General features: G+C 35.6%; 18 protein-coding genes. 8 read left to right on the top strand and 10 right to left on the bottom strand.

The window, feature by feature from the left end:
* The first annotated feature begins 190 nt into the window (after positions 1-190).
* The 6 genes from AA089_RS13790 to AA089_RS13765 all read left to right on the top strand — a co-directional run bounded on the left by AA089_RS13790 (position 191) and on the right by AA089_RS13765 (position 4,970).
* A complete protein-coding gene (locus tag AA089_RS13790) occupies positions 191-970 on the top strand; it encodes a HipA family kinase (RefSeq protein ID WP_046757552.1) in 780 nt (259 codons plus the stop codon).
* A complete protein-coding gene (locus AA089_RS13785; protein WP_046757551.1) occupies positions 960-1,343 on the top strand; it encodes a DUF3037 domain-containing protein in 384 nt (127 codons plus the stop codon). Before AA089_RS13790 ends, AA089_RS13785 begins: the two co-directional genes overlap by 11 nt.
* 35 nt (positions 1,344-1,378) lie before the next feature.
* Positions 1,379-2,107, top strand: a complete 729-nt coding sequence (locus AA089_RS23725) for a toxin-antitoxin system YwqK family antitoxin (protein WP_053002411.1) — start codon at positions 1,379-1,381, stop codon at positions 2,105-2,107.
* Positions 2,104-3,618, top strand: coding sequence for a M20/M25/M40 family metallo-hydrolase (locus AA089_RS13775; protein WP_046757550.1), 1,515 nt, complete (start codon positions 2,104-2,106; stop codon positions 3,616-3,618). The genes AA089_RS23725 and AA089_RS13775 overlap by 4 nt, the downstream gene beginning before the upstream one ends.
* A 57-nt stretch (positions 3,619-3,675) precedes the next feature.
* Positions 3,676-4,026 (top strand): GIY-YIG nuclease family protein, encoded by a 351-nt coding sequence (locus AA089_RS13770; RefSeq protein WP_046757549.1) that lies wholly within the window; start codon positions 3,676-3,678, stop codon positions 4,024-4,026.
* A gap of 188 nt (positions 4,027-4,214) precedes the next feature.
* Complete coding sequence (locus AA089_RS13765; protein ID WP_046757548.1) at positions 4,215-4,970, top strand: SDR family NAD(P)-dependent oxidoreductase; 756 nt, start codon at positions 4,215-4,217, stop codon at positions 4,968-4,970.
* Between the two features lie 164 nt (positions 4,971-5,134).
* Here the strand turns inward: AA089_RS13765 and AA089_RS13760 are convergent, their stop codons facing one another.
* The 3 genes from AA089_RS13760 to AA089_RS24790 all read right to left on the bottom strand — a co-directional run bounded on the left by AA089_RS13760 (position 5,135) and on the right by AA089_RS24790 (position 8,578).
* Positions 5,135-6,502, bottom strand: coding sequence for an NAD-dependent succinate-semialdehyde dehydrogenase (locus AA089_RS13760; protein ID WP_046757547.1), 1,368 nt, complete (start codon positions 6,500-6,502; stop codon positions 5,135-5,137).
* A 6-nt stretch (positions 6,503-6,508) separates the two neighbouring features.
* Positions 6,509-8,167 (bottom strand): acetolactate synthase large subunit, encoded by a 1,659-nt coding sequence (locus AA089_RS13755; RefSeq protein WP_046757546.1) that lies wholly within the window; start codon positions 8,165-8,167, stop codon positions 6,509-6,511.
* Between the two features lie 237 nt (positions 8,168-8,404).
* Complete coding sequence (locus AA089_RS24790; protein WP_156169020.1) at positions 8,405-8,578, bottom strand: hypothetical protein; 174 nt, start codon at positions 8,576-8,578, stop codon at positions 8,405-8,407.
* 230 nt (positions 8,579-8,808) lie between these two features.
* On the opposite strand from AA089_RS24790, the gene AA089_RS13750 reads away from it, so the two are divergent.
* Positions 8,809-9,054 carry a GlsB/YeaQ/YmgE family stress response membrane protein gene (locus tag AA089_RS13750; RefSeq protein ID WP_046757545.1) on the top strand — a complete coding sequence of 82 codons (246 nt, stop codon included), beginning with the start codon at positions 8,809-8,811 and terminating at the stop codon, positions 9,052-9,054.
* Between the two features lie 77 nt (positions 9,055-9,131).
* On the opposite strand, the gene AA089_RS13745 is transcribed toward AA089_RS13750, so the two are convergent.
* Entirely contained in the window at positions 9,132-9,506 is a 375-nt protein-coding gene (locus tag AA089_RS13745) for a DUF1842 domain-containing protein (RefSeq protein ID WP_162200446.1), read from the bottom strand.
* Between the two features lie 322 nt (positions 9,507-9,828).
* On the opposite strand from AA089_RS13745, the gene recG reads away from it, so the two are divergent.
* Positions 9,829-11,934: an ATP-dependent DNA helicase RecG gene (recG, locus tag AA089_RS13740; protein ID WP_046757543.1), complete on the top strand. Its 2,106-nt coding sequence runs from the start codon at positions 9,829-9,831 to the stop codon at positions 11,932-11,934.
* Positions 11,935-12,433: 499 nt separating this feature from the next.
* Here recG and AA089_RS13735 read toward each other — a convergent pair whose 3' ends face one another.
* From AA089_RS13735 to AA089_RS13710, 6 genes are all read right to left on the bottom strand, one after another.
* Positions 12,434-13,540, bottom strand: coding sequence for a DUF2911 domain-containing protein (locus AA089_RS13735; protein WP_046757542.1), 1,107 nt, complete (start codon positions 13,538-13,540; stop codon positions 12,434-12,436).
* 536 nt (positions 13,541-14,076) lie between these two features.
* On the bottom strand, positions 14,077-14,697 hold the full coding sequence (locus AA089_RS13730) for a hypothetical protein (RefSeq protein ID WP_046757541.1): 621 nt from the start codon (positions 14,695-14,697) through the stop codon (positions 14,077-14,079).
* An 83-nt stretch (positions 14,698-14,780) separates the two neighbouring features.
* Entirely contained in the window at positions 14,781-15,233 is a 453-nt protein-coding gene (locus AA089_RS13725; protein WP_046757585.1) for a DUF4174 domain-containing protein, read from the bottom strand.
* A 17-nt stretch (positions 15,234-15,250) separates the two neighbouring features.
* On the bottom strand, positions 15,251-16,171 hold the full coding sequence (locus tag AA089_RS13720) for a PD40 domain-containing protein (RefSeq protein WP_053002410.1): 921 nt from the start codon (positions 16,169-16,171) through the stop codon (positions 15,251-15,253).
* Positions 16,172-16,296: 125 nt separating this feature from the next.
* Complete coding sequence (locus AA089_RS13715) at positions 16,297-18,402, bottom strand: endonuclease (protein WP_046757540.1); 2,106 nt, start codon at positions 18,400-18,402, stop codon at positions 16,297-16,299.
* Positions 18,403-18,723: 321 nt separating this feature from the next.
* Entirely contained in the window at positions 18,724-19,944 is a 1,221-nt protein-coding gene (locus tag AA089_RS13710) for a TlpA family protein disulfide reductase (RefSeq protein WP_046757539.1), read from the bottom strand.
* Positions 19,945-20,024: the final 80 nt, after the last annotated feature.

The following is a 20,024-nucleotide window of genomic DNA, read 5'->3' as shown; positions in this document are numbered from 1 at the left end:
TTACCTAAAGTTCTTAACTAGTAAAAAAATTAAATAGCGTACAAATACCTGATTCTTTAATTAAAAGAAAATACTTGTTAATATTGAAATAAATACTTTTTTATCATACCGTAAAAATCTTAAAAAAAGTACGCGAACCAAAAATGAAATAAACGCAAGTAAAAACAGAACTTTCCCTATCTTAGCACTAATGAAAACACTTGATATCAGAACCGTACATGTGGTTCAATATATAAAACCATTACGCGAAGGCGGATCGTTGCCTGCCATTGTAAAAGCTGATGACGATTTTTTGTATGTGCTAAAATTTAGAGGCGCAGGACAAGGTAAGAAAGCCCTAATTGCAGAATTGATTGGTGGCGAACTCGCGCGTGCTATTGGATTAAAAATTCCAGAATTGGTGTTTATGCACTTAGACGATTCATTCAGTAAAACGGAACCTGATGAAGAAATTCAAGATTTACTGAAATTTAGTGTCGGACTCAACTTAGGATTGCATTTTTTATCAAGTTCCATTACGTTTGATCCTTTAGTGACAACCGTTGACGCCAATACAGCTTCCAAAATTGTGCTATTAGACAGTATGATTAGTAATATTGATAGAACCGTAAAAAATACAAATCTACTGCAATGGAATTCTGAATTGTGGGTTATTGATAATGGCGCAAGTTTTTACTTTCATCACAATTGGGCAACTTGGGAAAATCATTTGACGCGTACATTTCCATTGATTAAAAATCACGTTTTGTTAGCACAAGCGACTGAATTGAAAACTGTTGCCAAAGAATTTCCGAAACTAATTACGAAAGATACCATTGTAAAAATTGTCAATACCATTCCTGAAGATTGGTTGCAACACGAAGCTGATGATATGTCTCCTGACGAAATGAGAACAGCGTATGTACACTATTTAGAAGCGAAATTAAATATGATTGATTCACTCGTAAAAGAAGCGGAAGATGCAAGATAAAGTTACATTTGAATACGCGATTATACGTTTCATGCCCAAAGTAGAACGTGAAGAATTCTTCAATATTGGCGCAATTGTTTTTTCGAAGCGAAAGCGGTTTTTAGGAATGAAATACCATGTAGATCCAAAAAAATTGAAAGCATTTTCATGTGAATTTACGCTGGAAGAAGTCACTTCGTATTTAAAAGCTTGGGAAGCTATTTGCAAAGGTGCTCCGCATGGTGGCGCAATTGGTGAGTTTGAAGTATCTGATCGTTTTCGTTGGTTAGCCGCTTCCAAAAGTACCATGATTTTGTGTTCGCCAACACATGCTGGTTTGACAAATGATCCTGCGAAAGAATTGGAGGATATTTTTCAAAAGTGTGTAAAATAGTATCTAAAAAATAACAATGTAAAAAATATTCATAGATGTTGTATCAAGATGGTTTTGTATATTATAATGAAATAGACTTTGATGTAAATGAACACGATTTTTATACATGTCTGATGTATTTAGGCAAGCCTTTTACAGGAACGCTCGTAGAAGGTAAGATGACTACTGAGTTTAAAAATGGAAACGCAGATGGTGAAGCTTTTGAATATCATAAAAATGGAAATCTTATCTATTATGCCGTTTTTAAAGATGGTTATGAAGTCCTTTGGAAAATTTGGTATCCAAATGGACAACCTAGAGAAGATTCTGAATTGGGTAGATTATGGGATACCAATGGAGTATTGGTAAAAGATAATAGTCATTGGTTACACAGATCTAATCAATCTCCTAAAGCACGCAGAGATTCTGTTACAAATGAAATGATATATTTAGCTCCAAATGGAGCTATTGCTGCCAAACTTATAACAACAAATTCTAAACCATCTTGTATATATTATGATGATGTATTATTTGAATGGTATTATGAAATTTTGAAAAACCCGTGTCCAGAATTATCTCCCGAATTTGATAAAACTAATAGTTATACGCGTTTTATTTGGGGATGGATTTGGAAAATACATCAAAGAGATGCAAAAAAAGGAATAGAGATTTTACAACATATCGCAACACATGAAAACAAAGAAATTGCTAAAGAAGCTGAAGAAATGTTAAATAATTTAAATCGTAAAACAGATAAACAATATATGAGATCCAGATGGTTATGAGAAAACAATTTCAATACATACTTGTACTCCTACTCTACTTTTTTACAAATTATGTAAATGCACAAACTGATTGGGATTCGAAAATACAAGAAAAACTACCTACAATTCTTGAGAAACATCGAGAATTGGTCAGCATTCCAAATGTGGCTTCCGATGAACCAAACATGATGAAAAATGTAGATTGGGTTACAAATGCGTTTGAAAAACTAAACTTTAAAGTTTCCATTTTAAAGACTTCAACATTACCAGTATTTCTAGCGGAAAAGCAAGTTGATCCGAAAGCAAAAACGATACTATTTTACCTGCATTTAGATGGACAAGCTGTAAATCCTGCAAAATGGAATCAAAAAGATCCATTTCGTCCTGTGTTGAAAGCACAAGATGCTGACGGTAATTGGCAAATTATCAATTGGTCACGAATTAAAACACAAATAGATCCTGATTGGCGTGTATTTGGTCGTGCAGCGGCTGATGATAAAGCACCAATCATCATGATGTTGTCCGCGTTAGAATTCTTGCAACAGCAACAACAAAATTTAAAATACAACGTAAAAATCATTCTCGATTTACAAGAAGAAACACGTTCCGAAGGTTTTTTAACCACGCTAAAAAAGTATAAAAATAGATACGCTGCCGATTATATGATTATTATGGACGGACCAGCGCATCCAACCAACAAACCTACATTAACCTTTGGTTGCCGTGGCATTGCAACGATTAACATTAGTATTTACGGAGCCAAATTACCACAACATAGTGGACATTACGGAAACTACGCGCCCAATCCTGTATTTGCAATGTCGCACTTATTAGCAAGCATGAAAGATAAAACAGGAAAAGTACGTATTGATGGTTTTTATGATGGAATTGTATTAGATGAAAAAACACAAAACCTATTGTCGCAAGTACCTGATGATAATCCTAAAATTCAAGCTGATTTAGGAATCTCGAAACCTGACAATGTAGGTTCAAACTATCAGGAAGCTTTGCAATATCCGTCGTTAAATGTGCGTCATATTGAAACGTCTTGGAAAGGTCCAGGTTTAAAAACAATCATCCCAGAAATTGTCACTGCCTATCTAGATGTACGATTGGTAAAAGAAACTGACGGAGCTGCTCAACTCAAAAAAATTAAAAAACATATCGAAGCGCAAGGCTACTTGGTATTATCTAGAGAACCAACAGATGCCGAACGTCTAAAATATCCTAAGATCGCAACAATTTCAACCAATGCTGGTGTAAATGCTTTTCGAACCGCTATCAATTCTACCATTGGAAAAAAATTACGCAACACCATTACGAACGAATTTGGCAAAGAACCAATTCTAATTCGAACAATGGGCGGAACCGTTCCAATTACTCCTGCAATTCAAGTATTAGATATTCCTGCTATTATTGTTCCGATGGTAAATATGGACAACAATCAACACAATCCTAACGAGAATATTCGCATCGGAAACATTACCCAAGGTATCAAAATGTGTTTGGCTATTTTAGCTATGGAATTGTAATTTAGATCATTGAACAGTTAAAAACCCAAAAAAACAAAGACCTAACACCGAAAAAATATGCCTCGAACAGAATATCGCATCTATGTTATAGAACTTTCCAAACGTGTATTTTCGGAAAACACGAAGTTTCGTTTGGCAAATCCGCAATTTAATGGCGTATTGGAATGTGTATATGTTGGCATGACGAGTAAAACACCAAAAGAACGTTTCCTACAACATAAAAAAGGCCATCGCAACAAAAAAGGACACAAGCTTTCGTCAACTATTGTTGAGAAATATGGCATGTATTTACGTCCAAGTTTGTACAACCATATTGATCCGTTACCAACGCGACATCAAGCTTTACAAATGGAAAAAATACTTGCTTTAGAACTCCGTAGAAAAGGATATGCTGTTTGGTTTAATTGAATTGGTTTTTAACTTTAGAATTTAATAACTGTTCAGTGTACATCTTGAATCATAAATTTTGAAAACTTTTCCAGCTACTGAAAGTTACGACTAAAAAACAGTCAAATCAGTCAATAAAAAACGTGATTGCACACACTAAATATGGGTTTTTACAATACTTTTATGTGTAAAAATTAAAAGAAAAATCTATGGAAAATAAAAAAGTTGCCATTATTACTGGCGCAGGTTCAGGAATTGGAAAAGCTGCTGCAAAACGTTTTGCTAACGATGGCTATCATGTCGTTTTGAATGGACGTACGGAAAGTAAATTGAATGATGTAGCCGAAGAAATTGGAAAAGAGCAAGCGTTGGTTATTTCGGGCGATATGTCAAAACCTGAAGATGTGGAAAATCTAATCAATAAAACAGTTGATACCTATGATCGCGTAGATGTATTGATCAACAATGCTGCCATTTTCGTAGGTGGAACTATTGATGAAGTTTCACTGGAAGATTGGAACAAACAATTAGCAATCAACGCTACAGGACCATTTTTAACCATTAAAAATGCTGCTAAACATTTAGAAAAAAGTAAAGGTTCTGTGATCAACGTTTCTTCAGTTTCTGGTTTGGGTGGCGATTGGGGCGCATTTGCTTATGATGCCACTAAAGGAGCAGTTTCGCAGTTGACAAGAGCACTTGCGTTAGATTTTGCGCCAAAAGGAGTTCGTATCAATGCGGTAGCGCCAAGTCTAACCGATACAGAAATGGCTTCTGGAGTCATGGAAGATGATAAAACGATGACCGAATTTAAAAAACGAATTGCAATGCAACGCGCTGGAAAACCAGAAGAAGTTGCCGATGTAATCGCATTTTTAGCAAGTGATGATGCACGATTTATGACTGGAACAATTGTTCCTGTGGATGGCGGATTGACAGCTTCGAATGGACAACCAAAGCTTTAGTTTGTGAGTTTATGAGAAGTTCGTATTTTCAAGTTATATTCACAAAAAATTTTTGAATTTTACACATCATAAATATTTATAAAAATAAAGCCGAAATCGTATTGATCTCGGCTTTATTATGTCTTAAAAATGAATTCTTTATTAAGTTTATTATATTTTACTTGTTAATCTATCCAAACAGATTTTGTATTTGTAAATTCTCTAATTCCGTAGCCTGAAAGTTCACGACCGTATCCGCTATTTTTGATTCCACCAAAAGGCATTCGTGGATCCGAAACCACAAGTTTGTTTACAAAACTGTTTCCTGCTTCAAGTTGCAGTGCAATTTCCTCTCCGCGTTTTGTATCATTAGTAATGACACCTGAACCTAATCCGAAAGAAGAATTATTTGCAAGTTCTACAGCATGTTTTGCATCTTTCGCTTTTATTACCGAAGCCACAGGTCCAAAAAGTTCATTGTCAAATGCTTCCATTCCTGGTGTAACTTCTGCCAAAATAGTTGCTGGATAATATGCTCCTTTTTCATCAGGAATTTCTCCACCAATTACCAATCGTGCGCCTTGTGATACACTTTTTTCGACTTGTTCGTGTAATTCGTCACGCAAATCGGCACGTGCCATTGGTCCTAAAAATACGTCTTCGTCCGTTGGCTCGCCCATTTTTTTAGCCTTCATTTTTTCTGTGAATTTTTCAAGAAATTCTTCGTAAATTTCTTCTAACACCACAAAACGTTTTGCCGCAATACAGGTTTGTCCATTATTTTGCAATCGTCCAAAAACGGCTAAATCAGTAGCTTTATCCAAATCTGCATCTTCAAGAAAAATATACGCATCGCTTCCGCCTAATTCCATGACAGTTTTCTTTAAATTTTCTCCTGCAATTGATGCCACAGAACGTCCTGCTGGCTCACTTCCCGTTAAGGTTACCGCTTTTATATGTTTGTTTTCGATGACTTCTTTTACAGCTTCAGAATCGATATTTAGGTTTGAAAATATTCCTTTTGGAAATCCTGCTGCTTCTATGATTTCTTGCAATTTAAACGCGCATCCTTGCACATTTGACGCATGTTTTAACACACATGTATTTCCTGCCATTAAAGCTGGAGCCGCAAATCGGATGACTTGGTAGAATGGAAAATTCCAAGGCATTACTGCCAATAATACACCTAACGGCTGAAACGTTACATAACTTTTTGAAGCTTCCGTATCTACAGAAACATTTGCTAACAGTGACGCGGCATTATCTGCGTAGTAGCGACAAATTCGAGCGCATTTTTCAACTTCACTTTCCGATTGCGCAATAATTTTCCCCATTTCACGGGTAGCCAATAATGCGTATTCTTCTTTTTTATCTTCAAATATATCCGCAAGTGCATGCATCAATTTTGCACGCTCTTCAAAACTGGTTTGTTTCCATGATAGGAATACTTCGTTTGCTTTGGCTATTTTTTCTTTGGCCGCTTCCGCAGATATTCTATCGTATGAAGCTATTTCTTCTCCTGTAGCAGGATTTATAGTTTTTGTTTTTTCCATCGTTTTTTATTTTTTGATATCTTCTGAATATTCCTTGAGTAATACGTTTAAAATTTCATGATTCAACGAGTAATCTACCGCCAAATCAATAAGATGCACACCATCTGTTTGCAATGAAGTTTCCAAATCGCGTTTGAAGTCAGAAACCGATTCTGGTCTGTATCCTTTAGCACCGAAACTTTCGGCATATTTTACAAAATCTGGATTGTTAAAATCGAGACTGTATTTGTCTAAGTTTTCTTTTTCTTGTTTCCACTGAATCATCCCGTAAGCGTTATCATTCAAGATAATTACAACAAGATTCAAGTTGAGTCGAACTGCTGTTTCAAGTTCTTGTGAATTCATCATAAATCCGCCATCACCATTAATGGAAACTACTTTTTTATCAGGATATAATTCGCTCACCATCATCGCTGAAGGCAAACCTGCGCTCATGGTTGCCAGCGCATTGTCTAACAATAATCCGTTTGCTACATATGCAGGATAATTTCGGGCAAACCATATTTTGTAAATTCCATTGTCTAACGTTACAATTCCGTCATCGGGTAACATATCGCGGATTACTTTTACCGAACGTTGTGGAAGGATCGGAAAACGATCATCTTCTTCATATTTAGACAAGCGTTTTTGTACGTGTTCTTTTATGTTCATGAAGAAATCTGTATTCCAAGATTTTGCAATTGGTTGCAACGATTCCGTGAGTGAGTTTATACTTGTTGAAATATCTCCAATGACATTTAGTTGTGGAAAGTAAACCTCATCAATTTCAGCTGGAAAGAAGTTTAGATGAATTACGTTTCGTTCGTCATCAGGATGCATAAAAAATGGTGGTTTTTCAATAGTATCATGTCCAACATTTATAATTACATCTGCATTTTTGATTGCTTCATGAACGAAATCGTTATCTGATAAAGCGGCGGTTCCTATGTATAAAGGATGACGCTCATCAATGATTCCTTTGCCCATTTGTGTATTAAAAAATGGAATTCCGATCGTATCTACAAATCTTTTCAACGCTGCACACGCGCTTTTTCTGTTCGCTCCAGCTCCAATTAAAAGCAACGGCATTTTAGAAGCTTTAATGATTTCGCTTGCTTTACGAATAGCATTTGGAGTTGCGTGCGGCATTTCTATAGTAACAACTTCAAATAGTTGAGGGTTTTCAACTTCTTCTTTGGCAATATCTTCTGGAAATTCAATATGTACAGCACCTGGACGTTCTTCTTGTGCCAATCGGAACGCTTCTCGTGTTATTGCTGTTATTTTGTCTCCATTGGTAACTTGTTCTGTAAATTTTGTCAAGGGTTTCATCATTTCAACCACATCTATGATTTGAAAATTCCCTTGTTTACTTTTTTTGATAGGTTTTTGTCCAGAAATAATCACTAAAGGCATTGCGCCTAGTTGTGCATACGCTGCAGGCGTTACCATATTGGTGGCTCCTGGACCTAGTGTTGACATACAAACTCCTGCTTTTCCTGTGAGTCTTCCGTAAGTTGCTGCCATAAAACCTGCACCTTGTTCGTGACGTGTAAGGACAAATTTGATTTTATCTGATTTTCGAATGGAGTCTAAAATGTCTAGGTTTTCTTCGCCTGGCAAGCCAAATACGTATTCTACGCCTTCTTTTTCTAATGCTTTTACAAAGAGATCGGATGCTTTCATGTAGTGATTTCTGTTTATTTTTTACTGCAAATAAATTGTTGATCTACAGTTTATGACACAAATATACTTTTTGACACCATTGTGAGTTAACGCAATCCGTTTTATGATTAGCTTATTTCGATCTTAATTTGATGTATTCGTTGTTTAGAAAATTGCTACATTTTGAAGTACTAAAAAAGGTTTACTGCAATACTTTACAATAAACCTTTGATACATTTTGTGAAAGTTTCTACACGATTAAGAAAGTTCATTCTTCTTTTGACAAGCTTTACAAGCTGCAATCTGATCTGCTGACATTGGTCCGCTTCCTGGTATTCTTATACAAGGTTTACATACGCCACCCAATACACTTCTTGTTTCTTTCTTACTTAAAACTCTAACGTCTTTAATTTTTAAAATTTTTGATAACATAATTATATTTTGTAGTTCTTTCCTAAAATAGAGAATATTTTTATCTTTTTACAGGCACTAATTGTATTCAAAGATTAAAAGAAGTTTATTTCGATAAACTGAAAAAAAGCGTAGTAAAAGTGCATAATTTCTGTCATGCGAATAGAATAAGTTTACAAAAGAAAGCGTATTGTTCATGTTGAACTCATGATATTTCGCTACCTTTAAAATCAATGTAAACATTTAACACTATGGGATTACTTTATTCTTTATTCATCGGAGCTGTGGCTGGTTGGCTCGCTGGAAAACTAATGAAAGGTGGCGGATTTGGATTATTAATTAATATTATACTTGGAATTCTAGGTGGCGTTCTAGCTGGATGGTTGTTTGGAAAACTAGATGTTAGGTTTGCCAGTGGTATTCTCGGCGATATTCTAAAAGGCGCAGTTGGTGCTTCCATTATTTTATTAATTGCAAATCTTCTCAAAAAGAAATGATTTTAAAAACTATAAAAACCAATATCATAACTTATTCGATAGGAAATGATATTGGTTTTCAGCATACAAATTTCATCTTATAACTCCATACTTTTATACGTTATTGGAAGGTTTTCATAGTGTTCTCCTTTGAAATTAAAACCTCCAACGCCATCGCCATCAGATTCTAATCCCATATTGGCATTAAAACCAAACTGTATTGGTGTAATTGGATTATTAGATGGTAAATATCCTTGTATCGCTACGATTTTATCAAATTGTTTAAAGCCTGTCGCATACAATGTGCCAGTAATGTTTCCTTTATAGGGTTTATCTTCTGGATTCCCTAAAGTTACTTCTACACTTCCATGAACTTTGTGTGATTCAGGATCAGCAGTTAAATTGAATTTTACAATTGGGGAATTTAAGTCTACGGTACTTCCCATTGTACCTCTTATGATTAAAGTTGACATAATTTTTATCATTTAAAATTCCTACTCTGTTTAAAAATGGCTTTTCGGATGACGCCTTGTAATCAAAATGGTAGTAGCTACTGAATCGATTTTTGCTTTTGATTACAGTACAAATGTCGTACGATTCATAACTTTTTTTAAGGTAGAAATTACGTACTTTATGAAAACTGTTAGAATTGTTTAGAAGATGCGGATAAGTACGTATAATGGTTGTAAAGTATAATGAATCATTAATTCAGAAGCAAAGCAAAGTTTTGAATTCCTTAGTATTTCAATCTTTAAATCGTTTAATTTTTCAATCAAAAAGTTTATTTTTGAATTGATGAATCAGAATGTATTACAAACTCCTATAGATTACCTGAAAGGCGTTGGTCCTAACCGTGCCGATTTGCTTCGTAAAGAGTTGGGAATACATACCTATCAAGATTTTATCAACCTGTTTCCAAATCGGTATATTGATAAAACACGTTATTTTAAAATTAACGAACTGCAACGAAATTCTTCCGAAGTACAAGTCGTTGGTAAGATTGTGCATCTAAAAATGGTGCAACAACAACGTGGTAAACGATTGGTCGCCACATTTACAGACGGAACTGGCGAAATGGAATTGGTGTGGTTTCGTGGACACAAATGGATTAAAGACAGCATAAAACTCAATACACCGTATGTAATTTTTGGAAAAACGAATTGGTTCAACGGGTTATTTTCTATGCCACATCCAGAAATGGAATTACTCAAAGAACATGAGCAAAGCTTACGAACGGCGATGCAACCTGTGTATCCGTCTACGGAAAAACTCAACAATAAAGGCATTACCAACAGAGTTATCAATAAGTTGATGCAACAATTATTTGTAGAATCGCGCACGCAATTTTATGAAACCTTGCCACCAACGATTTTAAATGAACTCAAATTGATTTCCAAAAGTGAAGCCTTATTCAACATTCACTTTCCGAAAAGTCAAGAATTATTGGCAAAAGCGCAATATCGCTTAAAATTTGAAGAACTTTTTTACATTCAAATACAACTGATTACCAAAAACCTCATCCATAAAAGTAAAATTAAAGGATTTCCGTTTGATCAAGTTGGCGAAAAGTTTAATGAATTCTACGCAAATCACTTACCTTTTGAATTGACCAACGCGCAAAAACGTGTAATTAAGGAAATTCGAAACGATTTGGGTAGCAATGCACAAATGAATCGTTTGTTGCAAGGAGATGTAGGTTCAGGAAAAACAATTGTCGCGCTGATGTCTATGTTATTAGCTATTGATAACGATTTTCAAGCGTGTATCATGGCGCCAACGGAAATTCTTGCCATCCAACATTACAACGGAATTATGGAATTGGTTGAACCGTTAGGATTACACGTAAAATTATTGACAGGTTCCGTGAAAACGAAAGACAGACGTGTGATTCATGAAATGTTAGAAGATGGTTCGTTGCACATTCTTATTGGAACACATGCCGTTTTAGAAGATAAAGTGAAGTTTAAAAATCTTGGTTTGGCAATTATTGATGAACAACATCGTTTTGGTGTAGCGCAACGTGCTAAACTTTGGCACAAAAATACCTTTCCACCACATATTTTGGTTATGACAGCCACTCCAATTCCGAGAACGCTTGCGATGAGTTTGTATGGCGATTTGGATGTTTCTGTGATTGATGAATTGCCACCTGGCAGAAAAGCCATTAAAACTGTCCATCGTTATGATAGCAATCGTTTAAAGGTGTTCAGATTTATTCGTGATGAAATTGATAAAGGCAGGCAAATTTATATTGTATATCCGCTTATTCAAGAATCGGAACAATTGGATTATAAAGATTTGATGGATGGTTACGAAAGTATTTCTAGAGAATTTCCGATGCCGAAGTATCAAATTTCTATTGTACATGGAAAGATGAAACCTGCAGATAAAGATTTTGAAATGAATCGTTTTATCAAAGGCGAAACGCAAATTATGGTCGCTACAACGGTTATTGAAGTTGGAGTAAATGTTCCCAATGCGTCTGTAATGATTATTGAAAGTGCCGAACGTTTCGGATTGTCACAATTGCATCAATTGCGCGGTCGTGTTGGTCGTGGTGCCGAACAGAGTTTTTGTATTCTCATGACGAGTCACAAACTAAGTGCCGACGGAAAAACACGTTTGGAAACGATGGTTCGTACAAGTGACGGTTTTGAAATTGCGGAAGTCGATTTGAAACTTCGCGGTCCTGGAAATATTATGGGAACACAACAAAGTGGCGTTTTAAACTTAAAAATCGCAGATATTGTAAAGGATAATGATATTCTAAAAACGGCTCGTTACTACGCATTACAAGTCTTAAAAGCAGATCCGAGTTTGACATTGGAAGCACACAAAGCTGTTCGATATACCTATGCGCAATTGGTAAAACATAAAAATATTTGGAATTATATTAGTTAGGATCGCTGTGCTCTTGGAATGTTAGTATTTTAGTATGTTAGTATTGCTGCGCTTTTAGAATGTTAGAATGTTGGTATGTTAGAATGTTGGTATGTTAGTATGTTGGTATGTTGGTATGTTGGTATGTTGGTATGTTGGTATGTTGGTATGTGAATTTAAAGTAAATTTTCACATTAACAAAAAACAAACAAACAATTTCTAGATTGTTAGTATCGCTGCGCTCTTGGAATGTTAGTAAGCGAGTTTTAAAGTAATTTTCAAATTAACACACTAACTTTTAGACACTTAACTGTCATTCCTGCGCAGGCAGGAATCCATTTAAAACATGTGGATTCCGCATCAAGTGCGAAACGACACATTGATTTAACAAAGTATTTTTAAATCATCAGATTAATATAAAACAAATAAAAAAAAGCATCTATTTCGAAAATAGATGCTTTTTTATGTGATGAATGACGGTGATTGTTCTCATTCATGTAGCAATTTTTTTGTGTACTATTTATATTGGTTCTCCTTTTTTCAATTTATCTAAGTTTGCTTGCACATTTGCCTTACTTCGCGGATTTGGTGCATTTTTTAACGCTTTTTCTAAATGTTTTATTGCGTTTTTAAAATCGCCTTTAGCTGAATATCCTCTGGCTAATCCGTAATGAACTGGCCAAGTTCCTTTGTTTGTTTTTGCATTGTATGTAAAGATTTCCATGGCTTTGTCCGTTAAACCTTGTCCAAGTAATTGACGTCCATACCGATGAATTTCAAGCACGGTAGCTATTGGCATAATTTCGTCCATAACAGCTAACGCTTCATCTTTTTTGCCTTGTTTCATCAAAATAGCCGCTTTTGTTTGTGTATTGTTAAAGGTGCGTTCGCTGTAAAATTGTCCCGAAATTGCATTGTTGATCCAAGTTAACGCTTCGTCTAAATCGCCATCGTTATTGAGCACAAAAGTTGCCGCTTGTTCCCACGTTTGACGATTGAATCCTTCCTGATTTTGCATTTTTTTGCGAATGTCAGCCAGAACAATGTTAGTAACATCAAAACTAATCGAAAACGGAATTTCTTTAGTTCCCCATTGCAAGGCTACCGATGTAGAAGTTGAAGTCACTTTGTAAAAATTGTAGGTTAACCATTCTACGTGTGGAATTTCTTTTGTGATTACGTCAAACCTTATAACATCTTCCGAGGGTTCGTAAAAATAACTTCCCCAAGCTGTACTGTTATTTGATAGTATAATCGTTGCTTTATCTCCTTCGTTTATAATCATGTGTAAACCATAGGTTCCTGCTTTTATGGGCTTTGCCCCTACTTTTCCATCATGTGATAATGTAATTGTTGTGTTTTCATTTGCTCCAGCACGCCAAGGTGATGTTGTAGCGGTTCCAAATCCGAGATTGTTCATTCCGTAAGGAACTAATTTCCCCCAAATTTCACGTTCGCTTACTTTTGGTCTTGAATAGGAAATACTGACTTCTGAGATTCCAACCGTTTGAGAAACCGTTGCTTTTTGACTTCCTCGTGGCAAATTGAGTTGTGCAAATGCTACAGTAGTAAGCATAAAGAACATTAAAACAGCCACACCAGTGATGTGTGTAATTTTTAATTTCATAAGTGATGAGTATTCGTTAGTTTTATGTAAACAAGGTAGAATTTACAGCAAGACGTTCTTGTTATAGCTTTGTTAATGTTGAAGATCAATATGTTAATTAACATTTGTAAGATGAAATTATAAAACTATCCATGACTCATGTTATTCTATGACTGAGTTTAAATACTAATTAACGTCAGTTCGATATAGGTAATTCAATTTATAATTATAAATAAGTTTAGAAACTCTCTACTAACTCTCACATTTTCTGCGTCTTATTTTCATTTTCTTTGCTTTCCCAAAGAATACTGAATCAAGTTCAGCACAGGCATCAACAAATGAAAGGGAACTTTTCCAGAGGTATTTTTAGTTTTTCTTTCTGAAAAAAACTAAAACCGCATGAGTTTCCCTAAATTTTTTAGTTCACTATCTTTTATTTTAAATCAAGGAGTTCATGAATCTTCGATTTCCAAGGCTTCAAAAATTTTTAACGGAAAATCCCTGCTATACTTCGGAAAAGAAAAGTATCGAACTAATTTTTTTACGTCGAACTCAGGTTAATTATAAATTTCTGCTTGCTCTTCAGCGGTAAGTTCTCCTGCTTCAGGTTTGGTAATTTCATTTGGACTAGTTGCTCTTGAATCAACTCGTGCTGGTCTACCTGTACGTACTCCAGTTCTATCTATATGTCCAACACTTTCATCATGGGCTGGCACTGCTGAATTAATATTATCATGTGTATGCCTAATATCAAAAGAGCCTGATCTGTTTCTGGTAGGAACATGGATTGATTGAGATCGTTGTCTTGCTCCTCCTACTAGTAATCCTGCGTTTGCAGCTGCATCAGGAGCTGTTTCATAAGTTCGAGAAACTTTTGGCTGCATTTCGGCTTGCATTTTTGGATTATGTTTGAAATAATCAGCTTCTGTTGCTTTTCGTTTGGATCTTTTATATGATTTTTCGTTACACTCAATCACTGTTCCCTTTTGAGTCCAGCGATAGTACTTTTTCAATTGTACAACACCTTGCGAAGCATTTTGCAATTTTTGCTGAATAACCGATTTTGGACGATTGTCTTTTAGTTGAAAAGGAGTCGCAGTTGCTTGTTGATGTGTAGAAAGTGCATTTGCAACGGACTGATGTTCATTTTTCTTGGAGGTATTTTGATACGAATTCATACCTAAATATATTGATAAATACTTTACATCGTATGTAGAAACGAAAGATGTCTACGAATTGTATACGCACATTTGTATATATGCTAACTTTTGGTTTTTTTCTTTCGCATTTCACTCCTTCGCATGGGCATGGAATCAATGATTCGGAACAATTCTTCTTTGGTGAGTATTTTTGTTTGTCTCAGTTTGATTCCGCCGTCTAAACCAATTAAAATAACTTCAAAGTCTTCATTGTTATGTAGTATTTTTGCAAGTTTTCCTGTGATTTTCCCCGAAGTATTTAATTTACGATTCTGATAGTTGATCAATTCGAAATCTTCGCCAATAATGGTATATACAACAAATTTTCTTTCTTTAAGCGCTTCTTGTGACGCTTCAAATTGTTTCCGTTGTGCCTGATATGTTTTTGAAGCAATAGAAGTAGTTTTTATGATCAAAATTCTATCTTCCCATCGATGATTTTCTAAATCTTGTGCGTGTATCGTCATGAATGAAAAAAGACTGATGATGATAATGAATTGTTTGTAAATGTTCATTGCTTTCGATTTCGGATTCAATTTTGTTGAGATTTTTTCTTTAATTCTTCAAAAATGATGGTACTTACCCAATAGATATCTTGATTACTTGTGTAGAAGAAATAATTACCATCTTTTGTGACAAACGGACACAATTCGTGACCTTTGGTATTTATTGTATCTCCCATGTTTATTGACTTAGTCCATGTTTCATCTGTATTTTTGAAACTTACATATAAGTCGCCTCTTCCCAATCCATCAGGACGTCTGGCACAAAATATAATATAATTTTCTGCTGGATCGATAAAAACATCTGCTTCATAGTATTCTGTATTTATGGCATCGCTTAACAACACTGCTTTTTGAAATTTTCCGTTTTTAAATTCTGAAGAATAAATATCAAAACTTTGTTTTCTGTTTGCTTCATTTCTTTTGTTTGATGAAAAATACATCGTTCCATTTTCTGTAAAGGAAATGTAATATTCGTCATTTTTTGTGTTGATATTTGAACCTGCATTGATGGGTTTTGACCAATTGTTTCCTTGTTTTTCTACGTACCAAATATCATACTCTTGTTTAGCACTTTTACCATCTAATGAACGTCGTGATATGAAGTATAATCGATTTTCATCAGGAGATAGAAACGGATCATTGAAACCGTATTTATGATGAGATAGAATCGTTTTGGGTGTGCTCCATTTATTTTTTACAAGTTTCGTATATCGAATTTCTGTATTGTTTCCAGTATCTACCCCGTAATAAAATTCAGTTCCATCTGCATTGAATACAGAACCAAATTCATATTCAGTTGCTAAAGAGATTAGGTTTGGCGCAAATACTTCTGGAGTTTCTGATGGCGGATTTTGTCCTAGATATGCGAGATCTTTACGTACCTGTTGCGAATATCCTAGTGCTGGAATTAACAGTAAACAAAAAAAGTAATTGATTGATAAACGCATGTAGTTTGATTTTGATTGTGTATATGTTTAATGTAAATTTTTACTAATTATTCACTACCGTTAAAGTTACAAAAAAAGCCTCTCACAATGGAAAGGCTTTCGTTATTTAATTTGTCGTGAATGATTTATTTCTTCACAAATTTCTTCGTCAAGATTTCATCGCCATCGTTGATTTGTAAGATGTACATTCCTGCTTTTAAGTTGCTTACATTGATCGTTTTGTTCGTCAAGTTTCCAACTTTTACCACTTGTCCTAACATGGAATGTATTTGATAAGAAGCATTTTCTTCAGCAAAGATTTTTACGGCTATTTGATTCACTGCTGGATTCGGATATACTGTAAATTCTTCTTCAAGCAATAGTTCTTGCTCTTCTGGAGAACGTGATAGTAAAGTGATATCTGATTTTGATGAGGCAGCGTCTGCGTTCGTTCTCGCGGAAGCGTTGATAATTCCCGTAATTGTAACTTGATCAATATAGATTTGATCTGCATTCGCGGAAGCATCACACTGGAATCTGAATTTTGCATTGCTTACAAAGTTATAGTTTGCTTTGCTCAACGTTACTTTGGAACTGTAGAAGCTATTGTTTTGGAAATCTGTACCACTTGCATACGCACGAACCGTTTGCCAGCTTGCACCATTGTGGTAACGCAACCAAAAATCTTCGCCAGATTCCATACTGTATGCATAGAAATAAAATTCGACTTCTATTTCGTCATATGCGCTCACATTTACATTGTTTAGTGTCATGGAAGAAGCGGTACCTGAGTTGTCACGCAAACGAACGGAATAGTTTCCTTCGTACGATCTGCTTCCAGTGTAACGGTAACAATCGCTACCCCCATCAACCCAACCGTCTAAACCAGATTCGAAGAAACCTTCATGTACTACTGTTGAACTTGCAGGAGTTCCGCCAGTACTTCCACCTCCATTTACGGTGTGTGAACCTAAATTTGAACTTGTATCTGTAGCATATTCGTCCCACTCGGCTTCTGTGTAGCTTGTGTTTGGACTTGTAATGCTTGCTTTTCTACGTAAGGTCACATTTTGCGCAAAGTTAGAACTTCCGCCATTGAAGTTTCCGATAATATCAATAAGGACATTATTTTTGAACAATCCTACAGGATCATTTCCATTAAATGTAATAATTGCCGTTGCCGTTGTTGCATCCGCTTGATTTCTTATGGTAGTACTTGCTGAACTATGCGCGATGACATATACATTTCCGTTACTTAAATTTCCTGACAAACTGTATGGAGACGACCAGCTTCCTGCGCCGTTTGTTTGTTTTTTGATAGTGTAACTTGATAAGTTGACGCTACTTCCTGTAAAATTTGCTATTTCTAACGCTTTGTTGTTTGATGAACCTTCAATGTATTCTGAAAAAAATAATTCGTCTGTATTTCCATCGCCAGTACCTGGATCGGTTGTTCCGCCACCGTTTCCAAATTTATCTTCGGCTTGCGGTCCGCCCCAAATTTGAGTTGCAAATGCTGGATTGTCAATAAAAGGATTTCGATTTCCTTGAATGCTTGCAATACCATCATTACGACTTGCTTCAAACGCAGATACTGGATCTTCTGCATTCCATTGCAAAAACAAATCAATCATATTATTGTCAACACTTACCGAACTTCCTGTTCCTACATTTACTGGCGCACAACGCGTTCCGTAGCGGATGTACATAAACATGATCATACGAGCTACATCGCCTTTCCATTCGTCTCCAGGATACCAATCGCCGTTTGAGTTTATAAAAGCGGCGGCGCCAGTTCCCGTACCAAATTTGCGGTTGTTTCGCGTAGAGTTTTGCTGAAAATCGCACGGACGTAAGTTGTGCGCGTCTGCTCCTGCTCCTGAGGTTCCTAAGTCTGGATTTGCCAACGATTTTGCAAAGACATGTTCGCGATTCCAATCACCAACACTTCCTCCGTTGTCAAATTTTCCACGTGTTCTGTCGGTTTTTACATTTCCGTCATTGTCGTTGTGTCCATAAATTAAGATGATTTCTGAGCTGTTGTTCGGATTTACATCTGCTTGTTGCAACGCATTCCAAACGCCTGGCGTGTACGACAAAAATGTGGTGTGCGTAGCGATGACTTTGGTGGCAAGTTCATCTTTTAAGTTGTTTCCTGATTGGGATAAATTCACATCGTTGTAATACGATGGAACTTGCGCATACGCTGTGATGCTTACGGCTAGAAATAGCCAGAGTAAAAGTTTTTTCATGTACTATATTTTGGTTGAGTTTATTAGTTTGAAACTACACAACAACTACTTTTATCAGCTTTTACAATAGTATGGATCGCTATCAACAAAAAAAGCGCCTTAATTCCCGAAGGAAGTAAGACGCCTTTATCTATATTGTGATTGATAAAATATCCGCTATTTTTGTTTTTTCTAGTAAAAATATCGTTCGCATAGTTTCTTTTTCTACCTTCTAAAAATACTACGCTTTTTACAACTATTCTAGTAATTGCATGTTAAGAAATTGTTGATTTTCCATTTCTACGTTTATCCCTTACCAATCAAGGACTTAAACCGTAATTTTCACTCTTTTTGAAGCGTTGAAACAAATTCTTTAAAGTCTTTTTTAAAGCTTAGATATTTATTCCCAGTTGCAGGACCATTAAAGCCTGTATGAATGCGTCGGACTTTTCCTTTTTTGTCTATAAAAATTGTCGTCGGATAGGATAATACATGATTTAACATGGGTAATTTTTCTTGTGCTTTTTTCTTGTCAGAAGTTCCAAATTGTGCCAATAAGATTGGATACGGAATGTTGAGTCGTTTTTGCAAGCGTTTGATGTTGTTGAATGCCTTTTCTTTGGTTTTTGCATATTCAAATGCTAACGCAATAAATTTCACGTCTGGATTGTCTTTTGCGTAATTTGCATAATAGGTCGATTCGTCCAAACAGTTTGGGCACCAAGTTCCCATGATTTGTACAATACGTACGTTTCCGTTGAATTCTTCATCTGTTAAAGAAACCATTTTTCCTGTACTGTCTGGAAATGAAAAGTTGAATTCATCATATCCTTCTTTAATGTATGTTAAGCTTTTTGCATCAGGCAATTCGTAAGTTTCATTTCGTTTGGCGGTAAATGGTTCTTTCCAGTGGTTTCCTGATTGAAATTCGCCTACCATTGTACTATCTGTAACCGTTGCCGTAAATAGAAACGCGTGCGCGCCATCAAACGTAGAGAGTTGCAATTGATTTCCATTGAGTGTTCCTTCTAAAAAGCGATAATCGCCCGTAGTGGTTCTAAACGTTCCTGTGACTGTATTGCCATTTTGCTTAAAAATTCCTTTAGCAATGTACCGATCTGCTTCACTTTCAGGACTGAAAACTGTTTCCCAATTTCCTGAAACGTTTGCTTTTGCTTCTACTTTGGCATTCGGAAAACGTGCTGTTTCCCCAAACCTAGCCGTGAATGGAACATATCTGTCCAACGACTCTTTTATAAATTCGCCTTGTATCGTGTTTTCGTCTGTAAATTTTCCTTGCAATACACCTTCATATATGTCCATTTTAATGGTAATTAAATCATTTTTGATCGTAATATCATCTACTGAAATACGTTCTTCTGCATTGTGAATTTCGATTCCTGTTTTGGTGGTTGAAAAGATAAAAGGCAATTCTTTTCCATCTTGAACTTGTAAAGCAACATGCCAAACACCATCATGTAGGTTATAGTTTTTTTTCTTTGTTTGCTTCTCTCCGCAAGAAATCAGCAGTACTCCCAAGAAAAGGAGATATATTTTTTTCATGTCATCGGTTTTATTAGATGTTAGTTCGGACAATTGTGCACAAATTACAATAAAATGTAAGATGATTTTGTTTTACGAAA

This window comes from Kordia jejudonensis, from assembly GCF_001005315.1.
Taxonomy (GTDB): Bacteria; Bacteroidota; Bacteroidia; order Flavobacteriales; family Flavobacteriaceae; genus Kordia; species Kordia jejudonensis.
Note: the sequence above shows the minus strand (reverse complement) of the source record. Positions and strands in the feature narration are given on the sequence as shown.